Raw genomic sequence first — 20,835 nt, forward strand, 5'->3', positions numbered from 1 at the left:
GTGTAATTGCCTTTTTCCACCTCTGATACAAGGGCTAATTTAAAGCCTAAATTATAATCGCGTTGGGTACGTTTTACTCTTTTGGTTTCTTTGTTTTTCATAATAAGTCGATTTTGTGTCAACTTATTTCAGGACGTGACATCCTTACAAAAAAAGCCTCACAATGAGTTGTGAGGCTTTTATTTTTATTTCTTGATTTGAATTTAGTTCATATCCCAAAATAATTTTGTGGTTTGCAAGTCACCTCCAATTGCAGTTGAAGCTGCGTTCCAATTTGTTTCATTTAAATTTTGTTCATTTACAGGATATGTATATCTCGTAGGAACAGGGTTTCCTGAAACAGCAGGCAGGTTAAATGTTGGAGCATCGTATTTTCTCCAAACTGTCCAACCTTCAAATCCTCTATTATACATAGCTAACCAAAATTGAGTTCCAATTTTTTGTCTCCAATCTCCAGCAGCAGTAGCATAAGCCACAGCAGGATCTGCTAAATAAGTAGCTACATCAGAAGCGCCCCAATAATCAAAAGACGCAGTTATACCATTTTCATAGTGTTGTGCTGCTGTTCCTCCAACAGACCAAGTTCTGTGGGCTGCTTCGGCTAAGTAAAAAGAGACTTCAGCAAAATCCATTAATACACCTGGTAATTCTGGACTGTGTATATCAGATCCATCATCATAACCAGCGATATGAGAATAGTTTCCAAAAGTATTATTATCTCCATAAATTCCTCCATCATAAATTCCAGCTCCTAAATTTTCATCAAAATACTCAGATCTTCTTGGATCATCTAAAGTATTCATAACATCTACTAGAGTATTTGCAGGAACAAAATCCGTACGATTAGATTGTACTAAATCTAACCATAATGGGTTTGTATTTGGCGTAACACTTTCGTAAACTAATAATGCATTATCTGCATTAGAAGAAAATACACCAGCACTAAATGCTGATTCTACTATTCCTTGTGCCATACCTGTATTGAAATCAGACATGCGGATTCCTAATCTTAATTTAACCGAGTTTCCAAATTTACTCCAAGCTCCCATGTCTCCACCATAAATGGCATCTGCACTAGAAAATCCGGAACCCGTAAGGTTAGGAATTGCAGCGTTTATTCTTTCAATTAAGTCTAAATAAATTGTAGCCGCATCGTCATAAGCTGGTAATGTTATGTCAGTTAATGCTTCAGCATAAGGGATATCTCCAAAAGAATCTACCATTTGCTGCCAAGCATAAACACTTAACACTTCAATTTGAGCTATTCTTGCATCTTTTTCAGGTTGTGTTAAAGTTCCGTCAGCGTTTACAACTTCTTTAGCGGTTTTAAAATCTAATAACACATCTCTATACATTTCAGACCAGTGATTTTCAGGTATATTACGTCCAGTAAAATCATAATTGGATTCGTCTGTATAGGTTGTTTCTGTCCAATATTGTCCAAGTAAACGATAAATATTTCTATTTACATTTGTGCTAGTTATTTGATCAACTAAACTTTTGGTTGCTGCATTGTATAAAAAATCAGCATCCACTTGAGTAGGACTCTTTGGATCTCTGTTAAGGTTTTCGTATTGCTCATCTGTTTGACAAGAGAACAATATTCCTAACGATAAAATCGTGATAAATATTTTTTTCATTTTTTTCATTTTTAGAACTGTAGTTTTAATGTTGCTCCTATTTCTCTAATAGAAGGATAAGCTCCAGATTGGTATCCTTGGATATTACCAGAACTTAAACCAGCTTCTGGATCTGAATACGGAGTACTTTTGTCTATTATCCAAAGGTTTCTTCCGATAATTGAAATTGTAGCTCCTGTAAATGGACTTCTATCTAAAATCTTATCGTTAAATGTATATGTAAGACTTACTTCTCTTAATTTAACAAATCCTGCATCATATACGTGTTGGCTGTTAGCGGATCTTACATAACCCCACGGATTAGCGTAGTTACTTGCACTAGCTCTTACTGTATTAGGTGTTCCATTTGCTTGTACTCCTGGTAAAATTACACCTCCACTAGTCGCGTCGTTTGTTACAGGGTTTCTAACCGGGTTTCCTAAATCATTTGTGCCTGCGGTAAAATCATAAACACCTGTTGCGTAACCATACCAAGTATCTAAAGAGAATACATCTCCTCCTTTTTGTATATCTATTAAGAAGCTTAGGTTTAAGTTTTTGTATGTAAAACTATTATTTATACCTGCAGTCCAATCTGGATTGATATCTCCAATAATTTGATTATTATTAGGAGTCGTTTCATAGTAGCCATTAGATTGTACAATAGGTTGCCCGTTTTCATGATAAACAAGGTCTGTACCTCTAATAGTACCAAATGGTTGTCCTGGAGTTGCATTTAAAGAAACACCACCTTGAAAAGATCCTAGTTGTAAGTTGTCAATACCTTTATCTAAAGAGATTACTAAGCTTTCGTTTTTAGCCCAGTTTAAATTTACGTCCCATTTAAAATCATCTGTTTTTAAAGGCGTAGCATTTATTGAGACTTCAAACCCTTTATTTGAAATTTCACCAGCATTTAATAAAAAGCTACTGTACCCAGTTGCATTAGATACCGGAACAGATGTAATTTGATTAATGTTTAAAGCATCATAATAAGATACATCAAATCCAAAACGTCTGTTAAACATTTGCATCTCTAATCCAATCTCCCAGTTTTCTTGTCTTTCTGGCTTTAAATTTAAATTATTTTTAGCTCCAGGGTTAGAAGCAATTCCTGTACCGTAAAAAGGAGTACCAATATCATAGGTGTTAAATACTCTATAAGGATTTGTGTCATTACCTACCTCTCCATAATTACCTCTTATTTTTCCAAAATTAAGCCAATCTGCCTCAATTAGTTTAGAGAATAATAAACTTCCTGTTACAGAAAAGTACTTAAATGTATTTTCTTCTTTTGGAAGGGTAGAGGAGCGATCAATTCTATATGTTCCTTCTAAATAAGCAAAACCGTCATAACCTAAACTTGCTCTACCATATAGACCATCTCTTTTTGCAGTAAATTCAGCTTCTGAAGGTGCATTTAATGGATTAACAGTATTAGATAACGCATAAAGTCCTGGTAAATTTAATCCACCATTTGTAGTTGCGTAGATACTATTTCTTTTATTAATTCTTAAGTTAAAACCAAGGTTAGCATCTAAATTTAATTTTTCAGTTATATCATGGTTTGCACTTAAAATAAAATCGTAATTGTATTCAGCAACATTATTATTGTATCTACTATATTTAGATACGTTTGCACTACCTACGTTTGTACGTTCTTCCTGTAGTTCCGAAAACGTATCAAAAGTAAACCTTCCTAAAACACCTAACCAATCGTTAATTTCATAATCTAATGCAAAATTTCCGAAATATCTATTACGCTCATCTGTTTGAAAGTTTTCGTAAAAGGTCCAAAATGGATTATCAGAGTATATTGGTTGTAAATTTGTAGCTGATGTTGTATTCCAAGTTATATTATCTCCAGTTGCGAAATATGCAGCTTCTTGAGCAGCAAAGTCAACATTGGTTTGGAACCATTGTCTAAACTGTTGCATGATGTTATTCGCATCGTAACCAGTACCATATCTACCTTTACCGCCTGTTCTTGTGTAAGTAAACGCAGAAGAGGCTGTGAGTTTTTCATTTAAATCATGAGAACCAGAAAAAGTTATAGTGTTTCTTTTAATTTCACTATTAGGTAAGTTTCCTTCTTGTAGTAAATTGGTAACACCTAGTCTGAAAGAACTTGATTCTGTTCCACCATCTAAAGCAAAAGAATTCACTCTGTTTGCTCCAGCTTGCCAAACATAATTTGGATCGTTAGCTCCAGCTACCCAAGGGGATGCTTGTTGGTACGTACCTGGTAATTGTGGATATATTGAATTCCATTGAAAAACTTGTAAATTAGGATCGAAAGCAGCACCATAAGAAGCATCTTCTGTGAATGGTGTTGTTAAGTCTGGGTTTCCATCACCATCAATATCTTCATATCCGAAGTAACCAGATGGATCATCGTAAAACTGACCATAACCTGCTCCGTATTTCTTTTGATATACAGGAAGTGTCTCTTTATCTGCACTTGTTACTGTATAGCTAGAACTAACTGTTACACCAATGCCTTTTCTTTTTTTACCTCTTTTTGTAGTAATCATTATTACACCATTTGCGGCTCTAGAACCATATAGTGCACTTGCGGCAGCACCTTTAAGCACGTTAATAGATTCTATATCCTCTGGGTTAATGTCTGAAGCAGCATTACCGTAATCGTAACCTCCACGACCTGTTCTCTGATCACTACTATTTGTCACTCCATTATCTACAGGAGTACCATCAATAACAAACAAAGCTTGGTTGTTACCAAGGATAGACGCGTTACCTCTAATTACTACGTTGGTAGAACCTCCTAAGGTACCAGAAGACTTAATGTCTAAACCAGCAACTTTACCAGATAATGCATTTACAAAATTAGGCGTTTTAATTTTAGAGACTTGTTCTCCTTCAACTTTTTGAGTTGCATACCCTAAACTTTTCTTTTCTCTTTTAATTCCTAAAGCAGTTACAACTACTTCATCTAAAGCAGCTACATCTGGTTCCATAGCAAAACTCATAGTGTTTGAGTTTCCAACTGTCATTTCTTTATTGGTGTAACCAACAAAAGAATAAGTTAATACCTGACCAGTGCTTGCAGTAATAGAATAATTACCATCGAAATCTGTCTGAGTTCCGTTATTTGTGCCTTTTACAATAATGTTGACTCCAGGTAAAGGCAATCCGCTCTCATCGGATATTGTACCTGAAATTGTCTTTTCTTGTGCGAAAGTGAATTGCACAACAAACGCTAATAGTAGCGTTAAAATTCCACTGAACTTTGTTTTCATGTTTATATTTATTTGAATTAGTCTATACCAAAAATCTTAATAAAAACTTAATTAAACAATATTTATAGGTTAAATTTTAAAATTTTATTTAATTTATTTGGTGTAATGTTGTGTAACCCCTTAAAAAACAGTGGTTAAGCTAAGGTGTATTTTTGAGTTAGAAAGTTTGAATTTTTGTCTTTCATTTTTCCCATTGGCATAGTTAAAACGCAATAAACCAGCTTTTGTTAGAATGCCTAGTCCAAGTCCATATCCATAAAGTTTTTCTTTTTGACCTATTAAATTATTTTCAACATAAGCAATGTCAATAATACTATGTGCGTAAATGGACTTACTTAAAGTATATCTGTATTCTGAATTTATAAGTCCGTATGTGGATGCTAATATGCTATTTTCATCAAAACCTCTTAATGAGTTTATACCACCAAAACGTGCTAACTCATTTTCTAAAAAATTATCTGATAATAATTTATAACCATTAAGTCTTACAAAAAAGCTGTTCGTTTCATTAAGAGTGAATATTTTGGAAGATTCTAATTTTATAAGTTTTTGAGCAGTGTTTACTGTTTCGAAAGACCTATCTCCATAGCTTAATTGTAAATTTAACTGGCTTTTAATTTGGTATAGAGGGTTGTGATTGTTTCTATCTATATATTCATAGTTTAGTGTGTAAAATTCTGAATTAAAGTCCTTGATAGTCAATGCTTCTGTGTTTTCTAATAAGTTGCTTGATTCGGTGCTTGTTATGCCTAAAGAAAGAGTGTTTTTGTAGTTGACTTGATAGTATATTTTTGCAGATTGATTTGTTGTTGTAAAACTACTATCTTTTTTAAAAATATTTAATTCAAATTCTGATCCTAATGGAGAATTAAATAAAAAGGGAGTATTGACTAAGGCATTAAATGTTTTTTGTTCGTTTTGATCACTTTTGTATAATAGTCTAAAAGATTCTCCAAAGTTTAAATTGTTATTTAAATCTAAATTCAAGTACCCATTAAAAGTTAATTTAGAATCTGTTTCGTTGTTGCCAAATCCTATAAACCCATCAAAAGCATTGCTTTTGTTTTTTTCTATGTATAAATATAGTGCAGTTGAGTCTTTTGTAAAAAGTATTTCGGGCTCTTTTATATTATTGGCAAAGCGTAAATTATTTAAAGTGTTAACCTTTTTTCTAATTTCAGCAATATTAAATGTAGTGTTTGTTTTTAATTTCAAATAATGTTTAATGTAAGATTTGGGAAATTTTTTATACCCTTTAATAACTATATTGTCTAGTCGTCTAGCTGCTTTGTTCTTTTTTAAAACTAATTTTGCCTCTAAGGTGTTTTTGTTAGTTATTTTTATTTCTATAAGCTTTAATTGACTAAAGGGAAATCCGTTTTTTAGTGTTTCGTTATTAATTCTGTTTAAAGTAGATTCTGTTTTTTCAATTGGTAAAATAAAGTAAGAATCGTTTACGTTTTTGGCTAATGACGTTAGTAAGTTCTTACTTATTAAATCTTTTGTAAAGTGGATTTTTATGCTGGATATTTTTTTCTGCAAATGTATAGTCGCTAGGACCAACGAATCATTCTCTTTTCTTAAGTCAATTAATTTATTTTCTATAAAACCTTTAAGAATAAGTTTTTCTTTTATTATAGACAATTCTTTATTAATGGATTCAAAATTAGTATGATTAGAATTGTAGTTTAAAGAATCAATAATAGCAGTTTCTTTTTTATTTAGACCTAAAACTGAAAGGTTTAAATTTTGAGCTAAGCCATCAAAATAAAAAGTAAAAACAATAAGTAGGACTGTAAGTTTAATTTTGGACACGATAATTCATATAATTTATATTGTAAAACTAACGTAAAAACACGGTGTTTAATATCTAAAAAAACACTTTTTTAAAAGTTGAAGAAAAATAAATGTATAATGATTTGAAAATATAATATTAATTCCTACATTTGCACCCCTCTTAAATAGAGGTTTAATAAATATTATATAGAAATATATGCCAACAATTTCACAATTAGTACGAAAAGGAAGAGCCAAAATAACCAAGAAGAGTAAATCGGCTGCTTTAGATTCGTATCCACAAAGACGTGGTGTATGTACTCGTGTTTACACAACAACTCCTAAAAAACCAAACTCAGCAATGCGTAAGGTGGCAAGGGTTCGTTTAACAAACGGTAACGAGGTGAATGCATACATTGGCGGAGAAGGTCACAACCTACAAGAGCACTCGATAGTATTGGTTAGAGGTGGAAGGGTAAAAGATTTGCCAGGAGTTAGATATCACATTGTTCGTGGTGCTTTAGATACAGCAGGTGTATCAGGAAGAACACAACGTAGATCTAAGTATGGTGCAAAACGCCCTAAAAAGTAATTAAAGCTAAAGGCTAAAAGCTAACAGCTAAAAAAACTAAAAAGAAGACATGAGAAAAAGAGCAGCGAAAAAAAGACCGCTTTTACCAGATCCACGTTTTAACGATCAGTTAGTAACTCGTTTTGTTAATATGATGATGTGGGATGGAAAAAAGTCGGTAGCGTTTAAAGTGTTTTACGATGCAATTGATATTGTTGACACAAAAAAGACAGACGAAGAAAAGACAGCTTTAGAGGTCTGGAAAGATGCTTTATCTAACGTTATGCCTCACGTAGAAGTACGTAGTCGTAGGGTAGGTGGTGCAACATTTCAGATTCCTAATCAAATACGCCCAGATAGAAAAGTTTCTACAGCAATGAAATGGTTAATTAGCTTTTCAAGAAAGAGAAACGAAAAATCAATGGCACAACGTTTAGCATCAGAAATTTTAGCAGCAGCTAAAGAAGAAGGTGCAGCAGTTAAGAAAAGAGTAGATACTCACAAAATGGCAGAAGCTAATAAAGCATTCTCACACTTTAGATTTTAATAAGAAATGGCAAGAGATTTAAAACTTACTAGAAATATTGGGATTGCAGCACATATTGATGCTGGAAAAACCACTACAACAGAACGTATCTTGTTTTATACAGGTGTGTCTCACAAAATTGGAGAAGTACACGATGGAGCTTCAACAATGGATTGGATGGAGCAAGAAGCAGAAAGAGGTATTACAATTACCTCTGCAGCAACTACGTGTGATTGGACATTTCCTATGGAGAATGGAGAGCCAACAGCCGATGCGCAAGATTATCATTTTAATATTATTGATACTCCTGGTCACGTAGATTTTACTGTAGAAGTAAATCGCTCATTACGTGTATTAGACGGTTTAGTGTTTTTGTTTAGTGCAGTTGATGGTGTAGAGCCACAATCTGAAACTAACTGGAGGCTAGCAGATAATTATAAAGTGCCTCGTATTGGTTTTGTAAATAAAATGGATCGTCAAGGATCTAATTTTTTAGGTGTTTGTCAACAAGTTAAAGACATGCTAAAGTCTAATGCAGTGCCAATTGTTTTAAATATTGGTGATGAAGCAGACTTTAAGGGGATTGTAGATTTAGTTAAAAACAGAGCTATTGTATGGCATGATGATAACTATGGTTCTACTTTCGATGTTGTTGATATTCCAGAAGATATGAAAGATGAAGTACGTAAATATCGTGCTTTATTAATAGAAGAAGTAGCAAGTTACGATGAGAATTTGTTAGAAAAATTTATGGAAGATGAAGACTCTATTACAGAAGAAGAAGTGCACACTGCCCTTAGAGCTGCTGTAATGGATATGGCTATTATACCAATGGTATGTGGTTCTTCTTTTAAAAATAAAGGAGTACAATTTTTATTGGATGCAGTTTGTCGTTATTTGCCTTCTCCAATGGATAGAGAAAGTGTAATTGGTACAAACCCAAATACTGGTGATGAAGAAAGACGTAAGCCAAGTGTACAAGACCCTTTTTCAGCATTAGCATTTAAAATTGCTACAGATCCATTTGTTGGTCGATTAGCTTTCTTTAGAGCTTATTCTGGAAGATTAAATGCTGGATCATATATTCTAAATAACCGTTCAGGTAAAAAAGAACGTATCTCTCGTATTTATCAAATGCACTCTAATAAACAAAATGCAATCGATTTTATTGAAGCAGGAGATATTGGAGCAGCTGTAGGTTTTAAAGATATTAAAACTGGAGATACAATGTCGGATGAAAAGCATCCTATTGTATTAGAGTCAATGGACTTCCCTGATCCAGTAATTGGTATCGCTGTAGAGCCTAAAACTAAAGCTGACGTTGATAAATTAGGTATGGCTTTAGCTAAATTAGCCGAAGAAGATCCAACATTTACAGCAAGAACAGACGAAGCTTCAGGACAGACAATTATTTCTGGAATGGGAGAGCTACACTTAGATATTATTGTAGATCGTTTAAAGCGTGAGTTTAAAGTAGAAGTAAACCAAGGGCAACCACAAGTTGAGTATAAGGAAGCTATTACTGCATCTGCAGACCATAGAGAAGTTTACAAAAAACAATCTGGAGGACGTGGTAAATTCGCAGATATCGTATTTACTATCGAACCAGCAGACGAAGGAGTGGAAGGTCTTCAGTTTGAATCTGTAATTAAAGGTGGTAACATTCCAAAAGAATTTATACCATCAGTAGAAAAAGGATTTAAAATGGCAATGGTAAATGGACCATTAGCAGGTTTCGAAGTAGATTCCATGAAGATTACATTAAAAGATGGATCTTATCACGATGTCGATTCAGATCAATTATCTTTCGAATTAGCAGCTAAATTAGGTTTTAAAAATGTTGCAAAAGCAGCAAAAGCTGTTATTATGGAACCAATTATGAAGCTTGAAGTTATTACACCTGAAGAAAATATGGGTGATATAGTTGGAGATTTAAACAGAAGAAGAGGTCAAGTAAGTGATATGGGAGATAGAGCTGGAGCAAAAACTGTAAAAGCAACCGTTCCATTATCAGAAATGTTTGGTTATGTTACCACATTAAGAACATTATCTTCTGGACGTGCAACATCAACAATGGAATTTTCACATTATGCTGAAACACCTTCAAATATTTCAGAAGAAGTAATTAAAGCAGCAAAAGGAGTTGAATCGTAAATCTTAATATAATGAGTCAAAAAATCAGAATAAAATTAAAATCTTACGATCACAACTTAGTAGATAAGTCTGCTGAAAAGATTGTAAAAACTGTAAAAAGTACAGGTGCTGTTGTAACTGGACCAATTCCTTTACCAACACACAAAAAAATCTTTACTGTATTGCGTTCACCACACGTTAACAAGAAGTCTAGAGAACAATTTCAATTAAGCTCTTACAAGAGGTTATTAGATATTTACTCTTCTTCTTCTAAAACAATTGACGCTTTAATGAAATTAGAGTTGCCAAGTGGAGTTGAAGTAGAAATTAAAGTTTAGTAATATAAACTTACATGTCCTGAGCTGCGTGCGAAGGAAAAACGGATAAAAATACAATTCAAAGCTGAAACGTATTTTCAGCTTTGAATGTTTTTAATAAATAATAATAATAAATAATAAAATTATGTCTGGGTTAATTGGAAAAAAAATCGGTATGACCAGCATTTTCGACGAAAATGGAAAAAATATTCCATGTACAGTAATCGAAGCTGGACCATGTATCGTTACCCAAGTCAGAACTGAAGAAGTTGACGGCTATAATGCTGTACAACTTGGTTTCGATGACGCGACAGAAAAAAGTGCTACTAAAGCGGACTTAGGTCACGTTAAAAAAGCAGGAACTTCTGTAAAACGCAAAATCGTTGAATTCAAAGGTTTTGATGAGGAGTACAAATTAGGAGATGCTATTACAGTAGATCACTTTACAGAAGGTGAATTTGTAGATGTAGCAGGAACATCAAAAGGAAAAGGTTTCCAAGGTGTTGTAAAACGTCATGGTTTTGGTGGTGTAGGTCAAGCTACTCACGGTCAACATAACCGTTTAAGAGCTCCTGGTTCTATTGGAGCAGCTTCATATCCTGCGAGAGTATTCAAAGGGATGAAAATGGCAGGAAGAATGGGTGGAGACACAGTAAAAGTTCAAAATTTAAGAGTTTTAAAAGTAGTTTCAGATAAAAACTTACTTGTAGTGAAAGGATGTGTTCCTGGACATAAAAACGCTTATGTAATTATTAGAAAATAATGAAAGTAGCAGTTGTAGATATTAACGGAAAAGACACAGGACGAAAGGTAGACCTTTCTAAAGATGTGTTTGCTATTGAACCTAATAATCATGCAGTGTATTTGGATGTTAAACAATATTTAGCAAACCAAAGACAAGGTACTCACAAATCTAAAGAAAGAGCTGAGATTACTGGAAGTACACGTAAGATTAAAAAGCAAAAAGGTACAGGTACTGCAAGAGCAGGATCAATTAAATCTGGAGTTTTTAGAGGAGGAGGTCGTATGTTCGGTCCAAGACCAAGAAATTACAGTTTTAAATTAAATAAAAATTTAAAGCGTTTGGCAAGAAAATCAGCCTTAAGTATTAAAGCAAACGAAAAGTCAATTGTAGTGTTAGAAGATTTTAATTTTGATACTGTAAAGACTAAAAATTTTACTTCAATATTAAAAGCTTTAGGTTTAGAAAACAAAAAATCCCTCTTTGTGTTGGGCGCATCAAATAATAATGTATATTTGTCGTCACGCAATTTAAAAAGCTCTGAAGTTGTAATTAACTCAGAATTAAGCACTTATAAGATTTTAAATGCAAATCAAGTAGTGCTTTTAGAGAGCTCTTTAGAAGGAATTGAGTCGAATTTAAGTAAATAAAGAAACAATGAGTATCTTAATTAAACCTATTATCACAGAAAAAGCAACTGCAAGTAGTGAATTAAACAACACTTACAGTTTCTTTGTGAATACAAAGGCGAACAAGGTAGAAATTAAAAAAGCGGTCGAAGCTGCTTATGGAGTTTCTGTTGAAAAAGTTCGTACTATAAATGTCCGTCCAGATAGAAGTACTAAGTTTACAAAAACTGGTATTCAACATGGTAAAACAAATGCTAAGAAAAAGGCAATTGTACAACTGGCGGAAGGTGAAATGATTGATTTATACAGTAACATGTAATTAAAAGACAAATGTCAGTAAGAAAATTAAAACCAATCACACCAGGACAGCGATTTAGAGTTGTTAATGGATTTGACGCCATTACAACTGATAAGCCGGAGAAGTCACTATTAGCTCCGAAAAAACGTTCAGGTGGTAGAAACAGTCAAGGTCGTATGACTATGCGCTACAAAGGTGGTGGTCATAAGAAGAGGTATCGTATTATAGATTTTAAAAGAACTAAAGCAGGGATTCCTGCAGAAGTTAAATCTATACAGTACGATCCAAACAGAACCGCATTCATAGCGTTATTAAATTACCAAGATGGTGAGAAAACTTATATCATTGCTCAAAATGGTTTAAAAGTTGGACAAACTATAGTTTCAGGTGAAAATGTAGCTCCAGAGATTGGAAATGCAATGCCTTTAGCTAATATTCCTCTAGGTACAATAATATCATGTGTAGAGTTGCGTCCTGGTCAAGGAGCTGTTATGGCTCGTAGTGCAGGTGCTTTTGCGCAATTAATGGCAAGAGATGGTAAGTTTGCAACTATTAAATTACCTTCAGGAGAAACAAGATTAGTCTTGGTTACTTGTATGGCTACTATTGGAGTTGTTTCTAATTCAGATCATCAATTGCTTGTTTCGGGTAAAGCAGGTAGATCTAGATGGTTAGGAAGACGTCCAAGAACTAGACCAGTAGTAATGAATCCAGTTGATCACCCAATGGGAGGTGGTGAAGGAAAATCTTCAGGAGGACATCCTCGTTCTAGAAATGGTATACCTGCTAAAGGTTATAGAACCCGTTCTAAAACAAAAGCGAGTAATAAATATATTGTAGAACGTAGAAAGAAATAAGACATGGCAAGATCACTAAAAAAAGGACCTTACGTTCATTATAAATTAGAGAGAAAAGTAGCTGCTAATGTTGAAGCTAACAAGAAAACAGTAATTAAAACTTGGTCTAGAGCCAGTATGATTACTCCAGATTTTGTTGGTCAAACAATTGCAGTACACAATGGAAGGCAGTTTGTTCCAGTATATGTTACTGAGAATATGGTAGGACATAAGTTAGGAGAATTTTCACCAACACGATCGTTTAGAGGTCATGCAGGTGCTAAAAATAAAGGAAAAAAATAATAAGCTATGGGAAGTCGTAAAAAACAAATGGCAGACGCTATTAAGGAAAGTAAAAAGCAAATTGCTTTTGCAAAACTTAATAACTGTCCTACGTCACCAAGGAAAATGCGTTTAGTAGCCGATTTAGTAAGAGGTGAACGCGTAGAAAAAGCGCTTAATATTTTAAAATTTAGCCAAAAAGAAGCCTCTAATCGTTTAGAGAAGTTGTTGCTTTCAGCAATTGCTAATTGGCAAGCTAAAAATGAAGAAGCAAGCATTGAAGACGCTCAGCTCTTTGTAAAAGAGATTAGAGTAGATGGCGGATCAATGTTAAAAAGATTACGTCCAGCACCACAAGGTCGCGCACACAGAATAAGAAAACGCTCAAATCACGTCACATTAGTGTTAGGAGCAAAAAATAATACACAAAGCTAAGATAGATATGGGACAAAAGACAAATCCAATCGGAAATCGCTTAGGAATTATCAGAGGATGGGAATCTAACTGGTACGGAGGAAACGATTATGGTGACAAACTTGCCGAAGACGATAAGATTAGAAAATACGTTCACGCGCGTTTATCTAAAGCTAGTGTAAGTAGAGTAATTATTGAGCGTACACTTAAACTTGTAACCGTTACTATCACTACTGCTAGACCTGGTATAATTATCGGTAAAGGTGGCCAAGAGGTAGACAAGTTAAAAGAAGAGCTTAAAAAAATTACAGGTAAAGAGGTTCAAATAAATATTTTTGAAATCAAAAGACCAGAACTTGATGCATTTTTAGTAGCTTCAAGTATTGCTCGTCAAATTGAAAATCGTATTTCATATAGACGTGCAATCAAAATGGCTATTGCTGCTACAATGCGTATGAATGCTGAAGGAATTAAAATTCAAATTAGTGGGCGTTTAAATGGTGCTGAAATGGCACGTAGCGAACATTATAAAGAAGGGCGTATTCCTTTATCAACTTTTAGAGCCGACATTGATTATGCTTTAGTTGAGGCACATACTACTTATGGTAGATTAGGTGTAAAAGTATGGATCATGAAAGGCGAAGTATATGGTAAAAGAGAACTTTCTCCTCTAGTTGGTTTATCTAAACAAAAAGGAAAAGGTGGACGTGGTGGAAACAGAGACAACAAATCACGTCGTAGAAAGTAATTTTTTAAAGAAAACAAAAGATGTTACAGCCTAAAAGAACAAAATTTAGAAAACAACAAAAAGGACGCATGAAAGGAAATGCTGGTAGAGGAAACCAGTTATCTAGCGGAACTTTTGGAATAAAATCACTAGACTCGAATTTTTTAACATCGCGTCAAATAGAAGCAGCTCGTATTGCAGCCACTCGTTACATGAAAAGAGAAGGACAACTTTGGATTAAAATATTTCCAGATAAGCCTATTACAAAGAAACCTCTTGAAGTACGTATGGGTAAGGGTAAAGGTGCTGTAGAATATTGGGCAGCTGTCGTTAAACCAGGAAGAGTCCTTTTTGAAGTAGGAGGAGTATCTCTAGAAGTAGCGCAAGAAGCACTACGTTTAGCAGCACAAAAACTACCAGTTAAAACTAAGTTTGTAATTGCGAGAGATTATCAAGCATAATAATTTAAGATGATGAAACAATCAGAAATTAAAGAATTATCTGTAGCTGAGTTACAAGAGAAGCTTAGTGAAACTAAAAAAAGTTATGCAGACCTAAAAATGGCGCATGCAGTCTCTCCTTTAGAGAACCCAATTCAATTACGTTCTGTTAGAAGAACAGTAGCAAGAATTGCGTCTGAATTAACTAAAAGAGAATTACAATAATTCTGCCAAAAGATGGAAAAAAGAAACTTAAGAAAAGAACGTATAGGAGTTGTTACTAGTAACAAAATGATGAAATCAATCGTTGTTGCCGAAGTAAAAAAAGTAAAACATCCTATGTATGGAAAATTCGTTTTAAAAACGAAGAAGTACGTTGCACACGACGAAACAAACGACTGTAACATTGGAGATACAGTAAAGATCATGGAAACACGACCTTTATCTAAATCTAAATGTTGGAGATTAGTAGAAATTATTGAAAGAGCGAAGTAATTATGGTACAACAAGAATCAAGAATCAAAGTAGCAGATAATACTGGAGCAAAAGAAGTTTTAGTTATCCGCGTTTTAGGAGGTACTAAAAGAAGATATGCTTCTGTAGGTGACAAAGTTGTTGTTTCTGTTAAAGACGCAACACCTAATGGAAACATTAAGAAAAAAGCAGTTTCTACAGCAGTTGTTGTACGTACTAAAAAAGAAGTTAGACGTCCAGATGGATCTTATATAAGATTCGACGATAATGCTTGTGTACTTTTAAACCCAACGGGTGAAATGAGAGGAACACGTGTATTTGGACCTGTAGCTAGAGAACTTCGTGATAAACAATTCATGAAAATTGTATCATTAGCACCAGAAGTGCTTTAATTGATAAACAAAATGACAAAGCTTAAAATTAAATCAGGAGATACAGTAAAAGTAATAGCTGGAGATCATAAAGGATCAGAAGGTAAAGTACTAAAAGTATTAACCGATAAGAACAAAGCGATAGTTGAGGCTGTAAACATGGTGAAGAAACACACTAAACCAAGTGCACAAAATCCTCAAGGTGGTATCGTAGAAAAAGAAGCGCCAATTCAAATCTCTAACTTATCATTGTTAACTTCTAAAGGAGAAACAACAAGAGTTGGATTTAGAATGGAAGGCGATAAGAAAGTAAGATTTTCTAAAAAATCTAATGAAGTAATATAGTTATGGCATATTCACCTAGACTTAAAGAAGAGTATAAAAGCAAAGTAATTGCAGCTCTTACAGAAGAATTTGGTTACAGTAATGTAATGCAAGTACCAAAACTTAATAAGATAGTAGTATCTAAAGGTGTTGGTGCAGCAGTTGCAGACAAAAAGTTAATCGACTACGCAGTAGAAGAATTAACCACTATAACTGGTCAAAAAGCAATAGCAACACTGTCTAAAAAAGACGTTGCATCTTTTAAATTACGTAAAGGAATGCCAATAGGTGTTAAAGTTACCTTACGTGGAGAAAGAATGTACGAGTTTTTAGATCGTTTAGTGACAACAGCACTTCCTCGTGTTAGAGACTTTAGTGGTATTAAAGCTAAAGGTTTTGATGGAAGAGGAAATTACAACTTAGGAATTACTGAACAAATCATTTTCCCAGAAATTGATATTGATAAAGTAAATAAAATATCTGGTATGGATATTACTTTTGTAACTTCTGCTGAAACAGATAAAGAAGCAAAATCATTATTAACAGAATTAGGATTACCTTTTCAAAAGAACTAAGATATGGCTAAAGAATCAATGAAAGCTCGTGAGGTAAAAAGAGCAAAAATGGTAGCTAAGTATGCTGAAAAACGTAAAGCTTTAAAAGAAGCTGGAGACTATGAAGGTTTACAAAAATTACCTAAAGATGCCTCTCCTGTTCGTCAGCACAACCGTTGTAAATTAACAGGAAGACCAAAAGGGTATATGAGAACTTTTGGTATATCTCGTGTTACTTTTAGAGAAATGGCTAACCAAGGTCTTATTCCAGGAGTAAGAAAAGCAAGTTGGTAATAATATAAACAGGTTTTAGGTTTGAAAATATAGTTTTTCGAAAACCGAAATCGTAAATCAATAATTATGTATACAGATCCAATAGCGGATTATTTAACAAGAATTAGAAACGCAGTGCGTGCTAACCACAGAGTGGTTGAGATACCAGCATCTAATCTTAAAAAAGACATTACTAAAATATTATTCGATCAAGGATATATTTTAAGTTACAAGTTCGAAGACTCTAAAGTACAAGGGACTATTAAAATAGCACTTAAGTACAATAAAGAAACAAAAGAGCCTGTAATCAGAAAAATTCAAAGAATAAGTAAACCAGGTTTACGTAAATATTCAAGTTCAACAGAATTACCACGTATTCTTAACGGTCTTGGTATTGCAATAGTTTCTACTTCTCATGGAGTAATGACTGGCAAGCAAGCACAAAGAGAAAATGTTGGTGGTGAAGTATTATGTTACGTTTACTAATTTAAAGCCCAAAAGAAATGTCAAGAATAGGAAACAATCCAATAGCAATTCCAGAAGGCGTAACTGTAGATATCAAAGATAATACAGTTACAGTTAAAGGTAAATTAGGAGAATTAACACAAAACTTTGATACAATAGATATTAAAGTTGAAGGTACAGATATATTAGTAACTCGCTCATCAGATTCTAAAGATCAAAAAGCAAAACACGGTTTATACAGATCGTTAATGCATAATATGGTTGAAGGTGTATCTAAAGGATGGACTAAAGAATTAGAGTTAGTAGGAGTAGGATACAGAGCCAGTAATCAAGGACAGAAATTAGAGTTAGCACTTGGTTTTTCTCATAATATTGTTATGAGTTTAGCAGAAGAAGTTAAACTAGAAACAGTTTCTGAAAAAGGTAAAAACCCTATAATCAAACTAACATCTCATGATAAACAATTAGTTGGTCAGGTTGCTGCGAAGATTAGAGGATTTAGACCACCAGAGCCTTATAAAGGTAAAGGAATTAAATTCGTAGGAGAAGAATTAAGAAGAAAAGCAGGTAAATCAGCTTAATAATTAAGGTTATGGCGTTAACAAAGAACGAAAGAAGAATAAGAATAAAAAGCAGAATTCGTAAGATTGTTTCTGGTACAGAATCTAGACCTAGATTATCTGTTTTTAGAAGTAATAAAGAAATTTATGCTCAAATAGTTGATGATGTTACTGGTAAAACAATAGCAGCAGCATCTTCAAGAGATAAAGACATTAGTGCTGCAAAAGGCAACAAATCAGAAATAGCAACATTAGTTGGTAAAGCTGTTGCTGACAAGGCTAAAAAAGCAGGTGTAGATACTATCTCTTTTGATAGAGGAGGATATTTATACCATGGTAGAGTAAAATCATTAGCTGAAGGAGCTAGAGAAGCAGGACTTAAATTCTAAGAAATTATGTATCAAAAATACAAAAGCGTAGAGCTAGTAAAGCCAAGTGGATTAGATCTTAAAGATCGTTTAGTTGGTGTGCAAAGAGTTACTAAAGTAACAAAAGGTGGTAGAGCATTTGGTTTTTCAGCAATCGTAGTGGTTGGTGACGAAGCAGGTGTAGTAGGACAAGGATTAGGAAAATCTAAAGATGTAGCAAGTGCTATTGCAAAAGCAGTAGAAGATGCTAAGAAAAATTTAGTACGTATTCCTATCGTTAAAGGAACCTTACCACACGAACAAAAAGGGAAATATGGTGGAGCAAGAGTAAACATTATTCCTGCAGCTCCTGGTACAGGAGTAATTGCTGGTGGTGCTGTGAGAACAGTATTAGAAGCCGTTGGAGTACATGATGTATTATCAAAATCTCAAGGTTCATCAAACCCTCATAATGTAGTAAAAGCAACTTTTGATGCTTTATTACAATTAAGAGACGCTAGAACAATAGCACGTGATAGAGGCGTTTCTCTTGAAAAAGTTTTTAAAGGATAAATCGAAGAGAGATGGCAAAAATAAAAGTAACTAAAGTTAAAAGTGCAATCAATCGTACAAAAAGACAAAAGCTAACATTATTAGCTTTAGGTCTAAAAAAGATTGGTCAAACTATTGAGCACGAAGACACTCCTAATATCTTAGGAATGATTAGAAAAGTTAATCACTTAGTTTCTGTAGAAGAAACAAAATAATACATACTGAAAAAAATGGATTTAAGTAATTTAAAACCTGCAGAAGGTTCAGTTAAAAATCAAGGTAAGCGTATAGGACGTGGACAAGGAACCGGAAAAGGTGGTACTGCAACACGTGGTCACAAAGGAGCTAAGTCTCGTTCTGGTTATTCTAAGAAAATAGGATTTGAAGGTGGCCAAATGCCAATTCAAAGACGTGTACCTAAATTTGGTTTTACAAACATCAACCGTATAGAGCATCAAGGTATTAATTTAGATACAATACAACAATTAGTTGATGATAAGAAAATTAAAGACACATTAGATTTTGATACAATGGTTTCTTTAGGTTTAGCTGGAAAAAATGAACTAGTTAAAATATTAGGAAGAGGCGAATTAAAAGCAAAACTAAACGTAACAGCTCATAAATTTACTGCTACTGCAAAAGCTGCAATTGAAGCTGCTGGTGGTGAAGCTGTAACTTTATAAGATAACAAAGCACATGAAATTTATAGAGACATTAAAAAATGTTTGGAAAATTGAAGAACTAAAAAATAGAATCATTGTTACTATTGGTTTATTATTAGTTTATCGTTTTGGTGCTCAGGTTACCTTACCAAGTATAGATGCATCACAATTAACTGGACTTCAATCAGGAACTGAAGATGGTATTTTAGGAATTCTAAATGCCTTTACTGGAGGAGCTTTTGCTAATGCTTCAGTATTTGCTTTAGGTATTATGCCATACATTTCTGCTTCTATTGTAGTACAATTAATGGGAATAGCTATTCCTTATTTACAGAAATTACAAAAAGAAGGAGCAAGCGGACAGAAAAAAATCACTCAAATAACTAGGTGGTTAACTATTGTTATTTGTTTATTTCAAGCTCCAGGATATTTAGCAAGTTTACAACCTGCTTTTGGTATTCCTTCCTCTGCATTCTTATTAGGTACAGGACCAACGTTCTATATATCTTCAGTAATCATATTAGTAACAGGATGTATTTTTGCAATGTGGTTAGGAGAAAAAATAACAGATAAAGGAATTGGTAATGGTATCTCATTATTAATTATGGTTGGTATTATTGCAACATTACCTTCAGCATTTATAACAAATGCAGCCTCTAGGTTAGCAGGAAGTGGAAATGGAGGATTTATGATGATTTTAATAGAAATCGTTATTTGGTTCATCATCATTTTAGCATCTGTAATGTTAGTAATGGCAGTACGTAAAATAGCTGTACAATATGCTAGACGTTCTGCAACTGGTGGTTACGAGAAAAATGCTTTTGGAGGATCTAGACAGTTTTTACCTTTAAAACTTAACGCCTCTGGTGTAATGCCAATTATATTTGCGCAAGCAATAATGTTTGTGCCAAGTCTAATAGGTGGATCGTCTTTACTTAAAGAAACAGCAGCAGGACAATGGATGCAAACTAATTTTCAAGATATATTTGGATTTTGGTATAATTTAGTATTTGCTTTATTAATTATAATATTTACTTATTTCTACACAGCAATCACAGTGCCTACTAATAAAATGGCAGATGATTTAAAACGTAGTGGTGGTTTTATTCCAGGTATTAGACCAGGAACAGAAACCTCTGAGTATTTAGATAAAATAATGTCTCAAATTACATTACCAGGTTCTATATTCCTTGCTTTAATTGCTATATTCCCAGCATTTATTGTAAAATTATTAAATGTACAGTCTGGTTGGGCATTGTTCTTTGGTGGTACTTCATTATTAATTATGGTAGGCGTTGCAATTGACACTATGCAACAAATAAATTCTTATTTGTTAAATAGACACTATGATGGCTTAATGAAAACTGGTAAGAACAGAAAAGCAAGCGCGTAGTTAAATTTTAGGCAAGGTATTTGCTTAGCTGAATAGTAAAAAGAATACATGGCAAAACAAGCAGCAATTGAACAAGACGGAACAATTATAGAAGCATTATCAAATGCAATGTTTCGTGTAGAATTAGAAAACGGTCACATAGTGACAGCACATATCTCTGGTAAGATGCGTATGCATTATATTAAGTTACTACCAGGAGATAAAGTTAAATTAGAAATGAGTCCTTACGATTTGACTAAGGCTCGTATAACTTATAGATACTAATAAGTTAAAATCATACGATTTTAATT

The 20,835-nt window shown here is 33.7% G+C and carries 29 protein-coding genes; 26 read left to right on the forward strand and 3 right to left on the reverse strand.

The annotated features are described in order from the left end of the window. Positions 1-203: 203 nt before the first annotated feature. The 3 genes from ACVC5O_RS10640 to ACVC5O_RS10650 form a co-directional block, all read right to left on the reverse strand. A complete protein-coding gene (locus ACVC5O_RS10640; protein ID WP_452221466.1) occupies positions 204-1,640 on the reverse strand; it encodes a SusD/RagB family nutrient-binding outer membrane lipoprotein in 1,437 nt (478 codons plus the stop codon). Positions 1,641-1,651: 11 nt separating this feature from the next. Next, positions 1,652-4,879 carry a SusC/RagA family TonB-linked outer membrane protein gene (locus tag ACVC5O_RS10645; RefSeq protein ID WP_452221467.1) on the reverse strand — a complete coding sequence of 1,076 codons (3,228 nt, stop codon included), beginning with the start codon at positions 4,877-4,879 and terminating at the stop codon, positions 1,652-1,654. A gap of 120 nt (positions 4,880-4,999) precedes the next feature. Continuing rightward, positions 5,000-6,694, reverse strand: a complete 1,695-nt coding sequence (locus ACVC5O_RS10650; protein ID WP_452221468.1) for a POTRA domain-containing protein — start codon at positions 6,692-6,694, stop codon at positions 5,000-5,002. Positions 6,695-6,872: 178 nt separating this feature from the next. Here ACVC5O_RS10650 and rpsL point away from each other — a divergent pair, with 178 nt between their 5' ends. From rpsL to infA, 26 genes are all read left to right on the forward strand, one after another. Next, on the forward strand, positions 6,873-7,247 hold the full coding sequence (rpsL, locus tag ACVC5O_RS10655) for a 30S ribosomal protein S12 (protein ID WP_452221469.1): 375 nt from the start codon (positions 6,873-6,875) through the stop codon (positions 7,245-7,247). Between the two features lie 49 nt (positions 7,248-7,296). Continuing rightward, positions 7,297-7,773 carry a 30S ribosomal protein S7 gene (gene rpsG, locus ACVC5O_RS10660; RefSeq protein ID WP_452221470.1) on the forward strand — a complete coding sequence of 159 codons (477 nt, stop codon included), beginning with the start codon at positions 7,297-7,299 and terminating at the stop codon, positions 7,771-7,773. Positions 7,774-7,779: 6 nt separating this feature from the next. Continuing rightward, the gene (gene fusA, locus ACVC5O_RS10665) at positions 7,780-9,906 is read left to right on the forward strand and encodes an elongation factor G (protein WP_452221471.1); all 2,127 of its coding nucleotides are present in this window, start codon (positions 7,780-7,782) and stop codon (positions 9,904-9,906) included. 11 nt (positions 9,907-9,917) lie between these two features. Then, a complete protein-coding gene (rpsJ, locus tag ACVC5O_RS10670) occupies positions 9,918-10,223 on the forward strand; it encodes a 30S ribosomal protein S10 (RefSeq protein WP_010181931.1) in 306 nt (101 codons plus the stop codon). A gap of 124 nt (positions 10,224-10,347) precedes the next feature. After that, positions 10,348-10,965, forward strand: coding sequence for a 50S ribosomal protein L3 (rplC, locus tag ACVC5O_RS10675; RefSeq protein ID WP_452221472.1), 618 nt, complete (start codon positions 10,348-10,350; stop codon positions 10,963-10,965). Next, complete coding sequence (rplD, locus tag ACVC5O_RS10680) at positions 10,965-11,594, forward strand: 50S ribosomal protein L4 (RefSeq protein WP_452221473.1); 630 nt, start codon at positions 10,965-10,967, stop codon at positions 11,592-11,594. The genes rplC and rplD overlap by 1 nt, the downstream gene beginning before the upstream one ends. 7 nt (positions 11,595-11,601) lie before the next feature. Beyond that, the gene (gene rplW, locus ACVC5O_RS10685) at positions 11,602-11,892 is read left to right on the forward strand and encodes a 50S ribosomal protein L23 (RefSeq protein WP_452221474.1); all 291 of its coding nucleotides are present in this window, start codon (positions 11,602-11,604) and stop codon (positions 11,890-11,892) included. Between the two features lie 11 nt (positions 11,893-11,903). Beyond that, the gene (gene rplB / locus ACVC5O_RS10690) at positions 11,904-12,728 is read left to right on the forward strand and encodes a 50S ribosomal protein L2 (RefSeq protein ID WP_452221475.1); all 825 of its coding nucleotides are present in this window, start codon (positions 11,904-11,906) and stop codon (positions 12,726-12,728) included. 3 nt (positions 12,729-12,731) lie between these two features. Continuing rightward, positions 12,732-13,010, forward strand: coding sequence for a 30S ribosomal protein S19 (rpsS, locus tag ACVC5O_RS10695; protein ID WP_013869040.1), 279 nt, complete (start codon positions 12,732-12,734; stop codon positions 13,008-13,010). Positions 13,011-13,016: 6 nt separating this feature from the next. Then, the gene (gene rplV, locus ACVC5O_RS10700; RefSeq protein ID WP_452221476.1) at positions 13,017-13,424 is read left to right on the forward strand and encodes a 50S ribosomal protein L22; all 408 of its coding nucleotides are present in this window, start codon (positions 13,017-13,019) and stop codon (positions 13,422-13,424) included. 7 nt (positions 13,425-13,431) lie between these two features. Beyond that, positions 13,432-14,151: a 30S ribosomal protein S3 gene (gene rpsC / locus ACVC5O_RS10705; RefSeq protein ID WP_452221477.1), complete on the forward strand. Its 720-nt coding sequence runs from the start codon at positions 13,432-13,434 to the stop codon at positions 14,149-14,151. 20 nt (positions 14,152-14,171) lie between these two features. Beyond that, positions 14,172-14,591 (forward strand): 50S ribosomal protein L16, encoded by a 420-nt coding sequence (gene rplP / locus ACVC5O_RS10710; RefSeq protein ID WP_452221478.1) that lies wholly within the window; start codon positions 14,172-14,174, stop codon positions 14,589-14,591. A gap of 12 nt (positions 14,592-14,603) precedes the next feature. Then, a complete protein-coding gene (gene rpmC, locus ACVC5O_RS10715) occupies positions 14,604-14,795 on the forward strand; it encodes a 50S ribosomal protein L29 (protein WP_452221529.1) in 192 nt (63 codons plus the stop codon). A 12-nt stretch (positions 14,796-14,807) separates the two neighbouring features. Further along, positions 14,808-15,065, forward strand: coding sequence for a 30S ribosomal protein S17 (gene rpsQ / locus ACVC5O_RS10720; RefSeq protein WP_013869035.1), 258 nt, complete (start codon positions 14,808-14,810; stop codon positions 15,063-15,065). 2 nt (positions 15,066-15,067) lie between these two features. Then, entirely contained in the window at positions 15,068-15,436 is a 369-nt protein-coding gene (rplN, locus tag ACVC5O_RS10725) for a 50S ribosomal protein L14 (RefSeq protein ID WP_013869034.1), read from the forward strand. A 12-nt stretch (positions 15,437-15,448) separates the two neighbouring features. Beyond that, positions 15,449-15,760 carry a 50S ribosomal protein L24 gene (gene rplX, locus ACVC5O_RS10730; protein ID WP_452221479.1) on the forward strand — a complete coding sequence of 104 codons (312 nt, stop codon included), beginning with the start codon at positions 15,449-15,451 and terminating at the stop codon, positions 15,758-15,760. Positions 15,761-15,762: 2 nt separating this feature from the next. Next, complete coding sequence (rplE, locus tag ACVC5O_RS10735) at positions 15,763-16,314, forward strand: 50S ribosomal protein L5 (protein WP_452221480.1); 552 nt, start codon at positions 15,763-15,765, stop codon at positions 16,312-16,314. Between the two features lie 3 nt (positions 16,315-16,317). Further along, positions 16,318-16,587, forward strand: coding sequence for a 30S ribosomal protein S14 (gene rpsN / locus ACVC5O_RS10740; protein WP_452221481.1), 270 nt, complete (start codon positions 16,318-16,320; stop codon positions 16,585-16,587). Positions 16,588-16,653: 66 nt separating this feature from the next. Further along, complete coding sequence (gene rpsH, locus ACVC5O_RS10745; protein WP_452221482.1) at positions 16,654-17,052, forward strand: 30S ribosomal protein S8; 399 nt, start codon at positions 16,654-16,656, stop codon at positions 17,050-17,052. A 17-nt stretch (positions 17,053-17,069) separates the two neighbouring features. Then, positions 17,070-17,612: a 50S ribosomal protein L6 gene (gene rplF, locus ACVC5O_RS10750; RefSeq protein WP_452221483.1), complete on the forward strand. Its 543-nt coding sequence runs from the start codon at positions 17,070-17,072 to the stop codon at positions 17,610-17,612. An 11-nt stretch (positions 17,613-17,623) separates the two neighbouring features. Further along, entirely contained in the window at positions 17,624-17,980 is a 357-nt protein-coding gene (gene rplR / locus ACVC5O_RS10755) for a 50S ribosomal protein L18 (RefSeq protein ID WP_452221484.1), read from the forward strand. 6 nt (positions 17,981-17,986) lie between these two features. Beyond that, complete coding sequence (rpsE, locus tag ACVC5O_RS10760) at positions 17,987-18,511, forward strand: 30S ribosomal protein S5 (RefSeq protein ID WP_452221485.1); 525 nt, start codon at positions 17,987-17,989, stop codon at positions 18,509-18,511. A gap of 11 nt (positions 18,512-18,522) precedes the next feature. After that, positions 18,523-18,705: a 50S ribosomal protein L30 gene (gene rpmD, locus ACVC5O_RS10765; RefSeq protein WP_452221486.1), complete on the forward strand. Its 183-nt coding sequence runs from the start codon at positions 18,523-18,525 to the stop codon at positions 18,703-18,705. 15 nt (positions 18,706-18,720) lie between these two features. Then, a complete protein-coding gene (gene rplO / locus ACVC5O_RS10770; RefSeq protein WP_452221487.1) occupies positions 18,721-19,173 on the forward strand; it encodes a 50S ribosomal protein L15 in 453 nt (150 codons plus the stop codon). Between the two features lie 13 nt (positions 19,174-19,186). Next, positions 19,187-20,545 carry a preprotein translocase subunit SecY gene (gene secY, locus ACVC5O_RS10775; RefSeq protein WP_452221488.1) on the forward strand — a complete coding sequence of 453 codons (1,359 nt, stop codon included), beginning with the start codon at positions 19,187-19,189 and terminating at the stop codon, positions 20,543-20,545. A gap of 48 nt (positions 20,546-20,593) precedes the next feature. After that, positions 20,594-20,809, forward strand: coding sequence for a translation initiation factor IF-1 (gene infA / locus ACVC5O_RS10780; RefSeq protein WP_007094967.1), 216 nt, complete (start codon positions 20,594-20,596; stop codon positions 20,807-20,809). Positions 20,810-20,835 lie beyond the last annotated feature (26 nt).

The organism is Lacinutrix salivirga (assembly GCF_053604675.1).

Coding starts and splice junctions, on each gene's coding strand:
- rpmC (WP_452221529.1), top strand. CDS start 14,604: ATGAAACAATCAGAAATTAAAGAATTATCTGTAGCTGAGTTACAAGAG.
- rplE (WP_452221480.1), top strand. CDS start 15,763: ATGGCATATTCACCTAGACTTAAAGAAGAGTATAAAAGCAAAGTAATT.
- rpsH (WP_452221482.1), top strand. CDS start 16,654: ATGTATACAGATCCAATAGCGGATTATTTAACAAGAATTAGAAACGCA.
- ACVC5O_RS10640 (WP_452221466.1), bottom strand. CDS start 1,640: ATGAAAAAAATATTTATCACGATTTTATCGTTAGGAATATTGTTCTCT.
- rpsQ (WP_013869035.1), top strand. CDS start 14,808: ATGGAAAAAAGAAACTTAAGAAAAGAACGTATAGGAGTTGTTACTAGT.
- rplP (WP_452221478.1), top strand. CDS start 14,172: ATGTTACAGCCTAAAAGAACAAAATTTAGAAAACAACAAAAAGGACGC.
- rplD (WP_452221473.1), top strand. CDS start 10,965: ATGAAAGTAGCAGTTGTAGATATTAACGGAAAAGACACAGGACGAAAG.
- rplF (WP_452221483.1), top strand. CDS start 17,070: ATGTCAAGAATAGGAAACAATCCAATAGCAATTCCAGAAGGCGTAACT.
- secY (WP_452221488.1), top strand. CDS start 19,187: ATGAAATTTATAGAGACATTAAAAAATGTTTGGAAAATTGAAGAACTA.
- rplO (WP_452221487.1), top strand. CDS start 18,721: ATGGATTTAAGTAATTTAAAACCTGCAGAAGGTTCAGTTAAAAATCAA.
- rplN (WP_013869034.1), top strand. CDS start 15,068: ATGGTACAACAAGAATCAAGAATCAAAGTAGCAGATAATACTGGAGCA.
- rpsG (WP_452221470.1), top strand. CDS start 7,297: ATGAGAAAAAGAGCAGCGAAAAAAAGACCGCTTTTACCAGATCCACGT.
- rplV (WP_452221476.1), top strand. CDS start 13,017: ATGGGAAGTCGTAAAAAACAAATGGCAGACGCTATTAAGGAAAGTAAA.
- ACVC5O_RS10645 (WP_452221467.1), bottom strand. CDS start 4,879: ATGAAAACAAAGTTCAGTGGAATTTTAACGCTACTATTAGCGTTTGTT.
- rplW (WP_452221474.1), top strand. CDS start 11,602: ATGAGTATCTTAATTAAACCTATTATCACAGAAAAAGCAACTGCAAGT.
- fusA (WP_452221471.1), top strand. CDS start 7,780: ATGGCAAGAGATTTAAAACTTACTAGAAATATTGGGATTGCAGCACAT.
- infA (WP_007094967.1), top strand. CDS start 20,594: ATGGCAAAACAAGCAGCAATTGAACAAGACGGAACAATTATAGAAGCA.
- rplC (WP_452221472.1), top strand. CDS start 10,348: ATGTCTGGGTTAATTGGAAAAAAAATCGGTATGACCAGCATTTTCGAC.
- rpsJ (WP_010181931.1), top strand. CDS start 9,918: ATGAGTCAAAAAATCAGAATAAAATTAAAATCTTACGATCACAACTTA.
- rpmD (WP_452221486.1), top strand. CDS start 18,523: ATGGCAAAAATAAAAGTAACTAAAGTTAAAAGTGCAATCAATCGTACA.
- rplB (WP_452221475.1), top strand. CDS start 11,904: ATGTCAGTAAGAAAATTAAAACCAATCACACCAGGACAGCGATTTAGA.
- rpsS (WP_013869040.1), top strand. CDS start 12,732: ATGGCAAGATCACTAAAAAAAGGACCTTACGTTCATTATAAATTAGAG.
- rpsL (WP_452221469.1), top strand. CDS start 6,873: ATGCCAACAATTTCACAATTAGTACGAAAAGGAAGAGCCAAAATAACC.
- rpsC (WP_452221477.1), top strand. CDS start 13,432: ATGGGACAAAAGACAAATCCAATCGGAAATCGCTTAGGAATTATCAGA.
- rplR (WP_452221484.1), top strand. CDS start 17,624: ATGGCGTTAACAAAGAACGAAAGAAGAATAAGAATAAAAAGCAGAATT.
- rpsE (WP_452221485.1), top strand. CDS start 17,987: ATGTATCAAAAATACAAAAGCGTAGAGCTAGTAAAGCCAAGTGGATTA.
- rplX (WP_452221479.1), top strand. CDS start 15,449: ATGACAAAGCTTAAAATTAAATCAGGAGATACAGTAAAAGTAATAGCT.
- rpsN (WP_452221481.1), top strand. CDS start 16,318: ATGGCTAAAGAATCAATGAAAGCTCGTGAGGTAAAAAGAGCAAAAATG.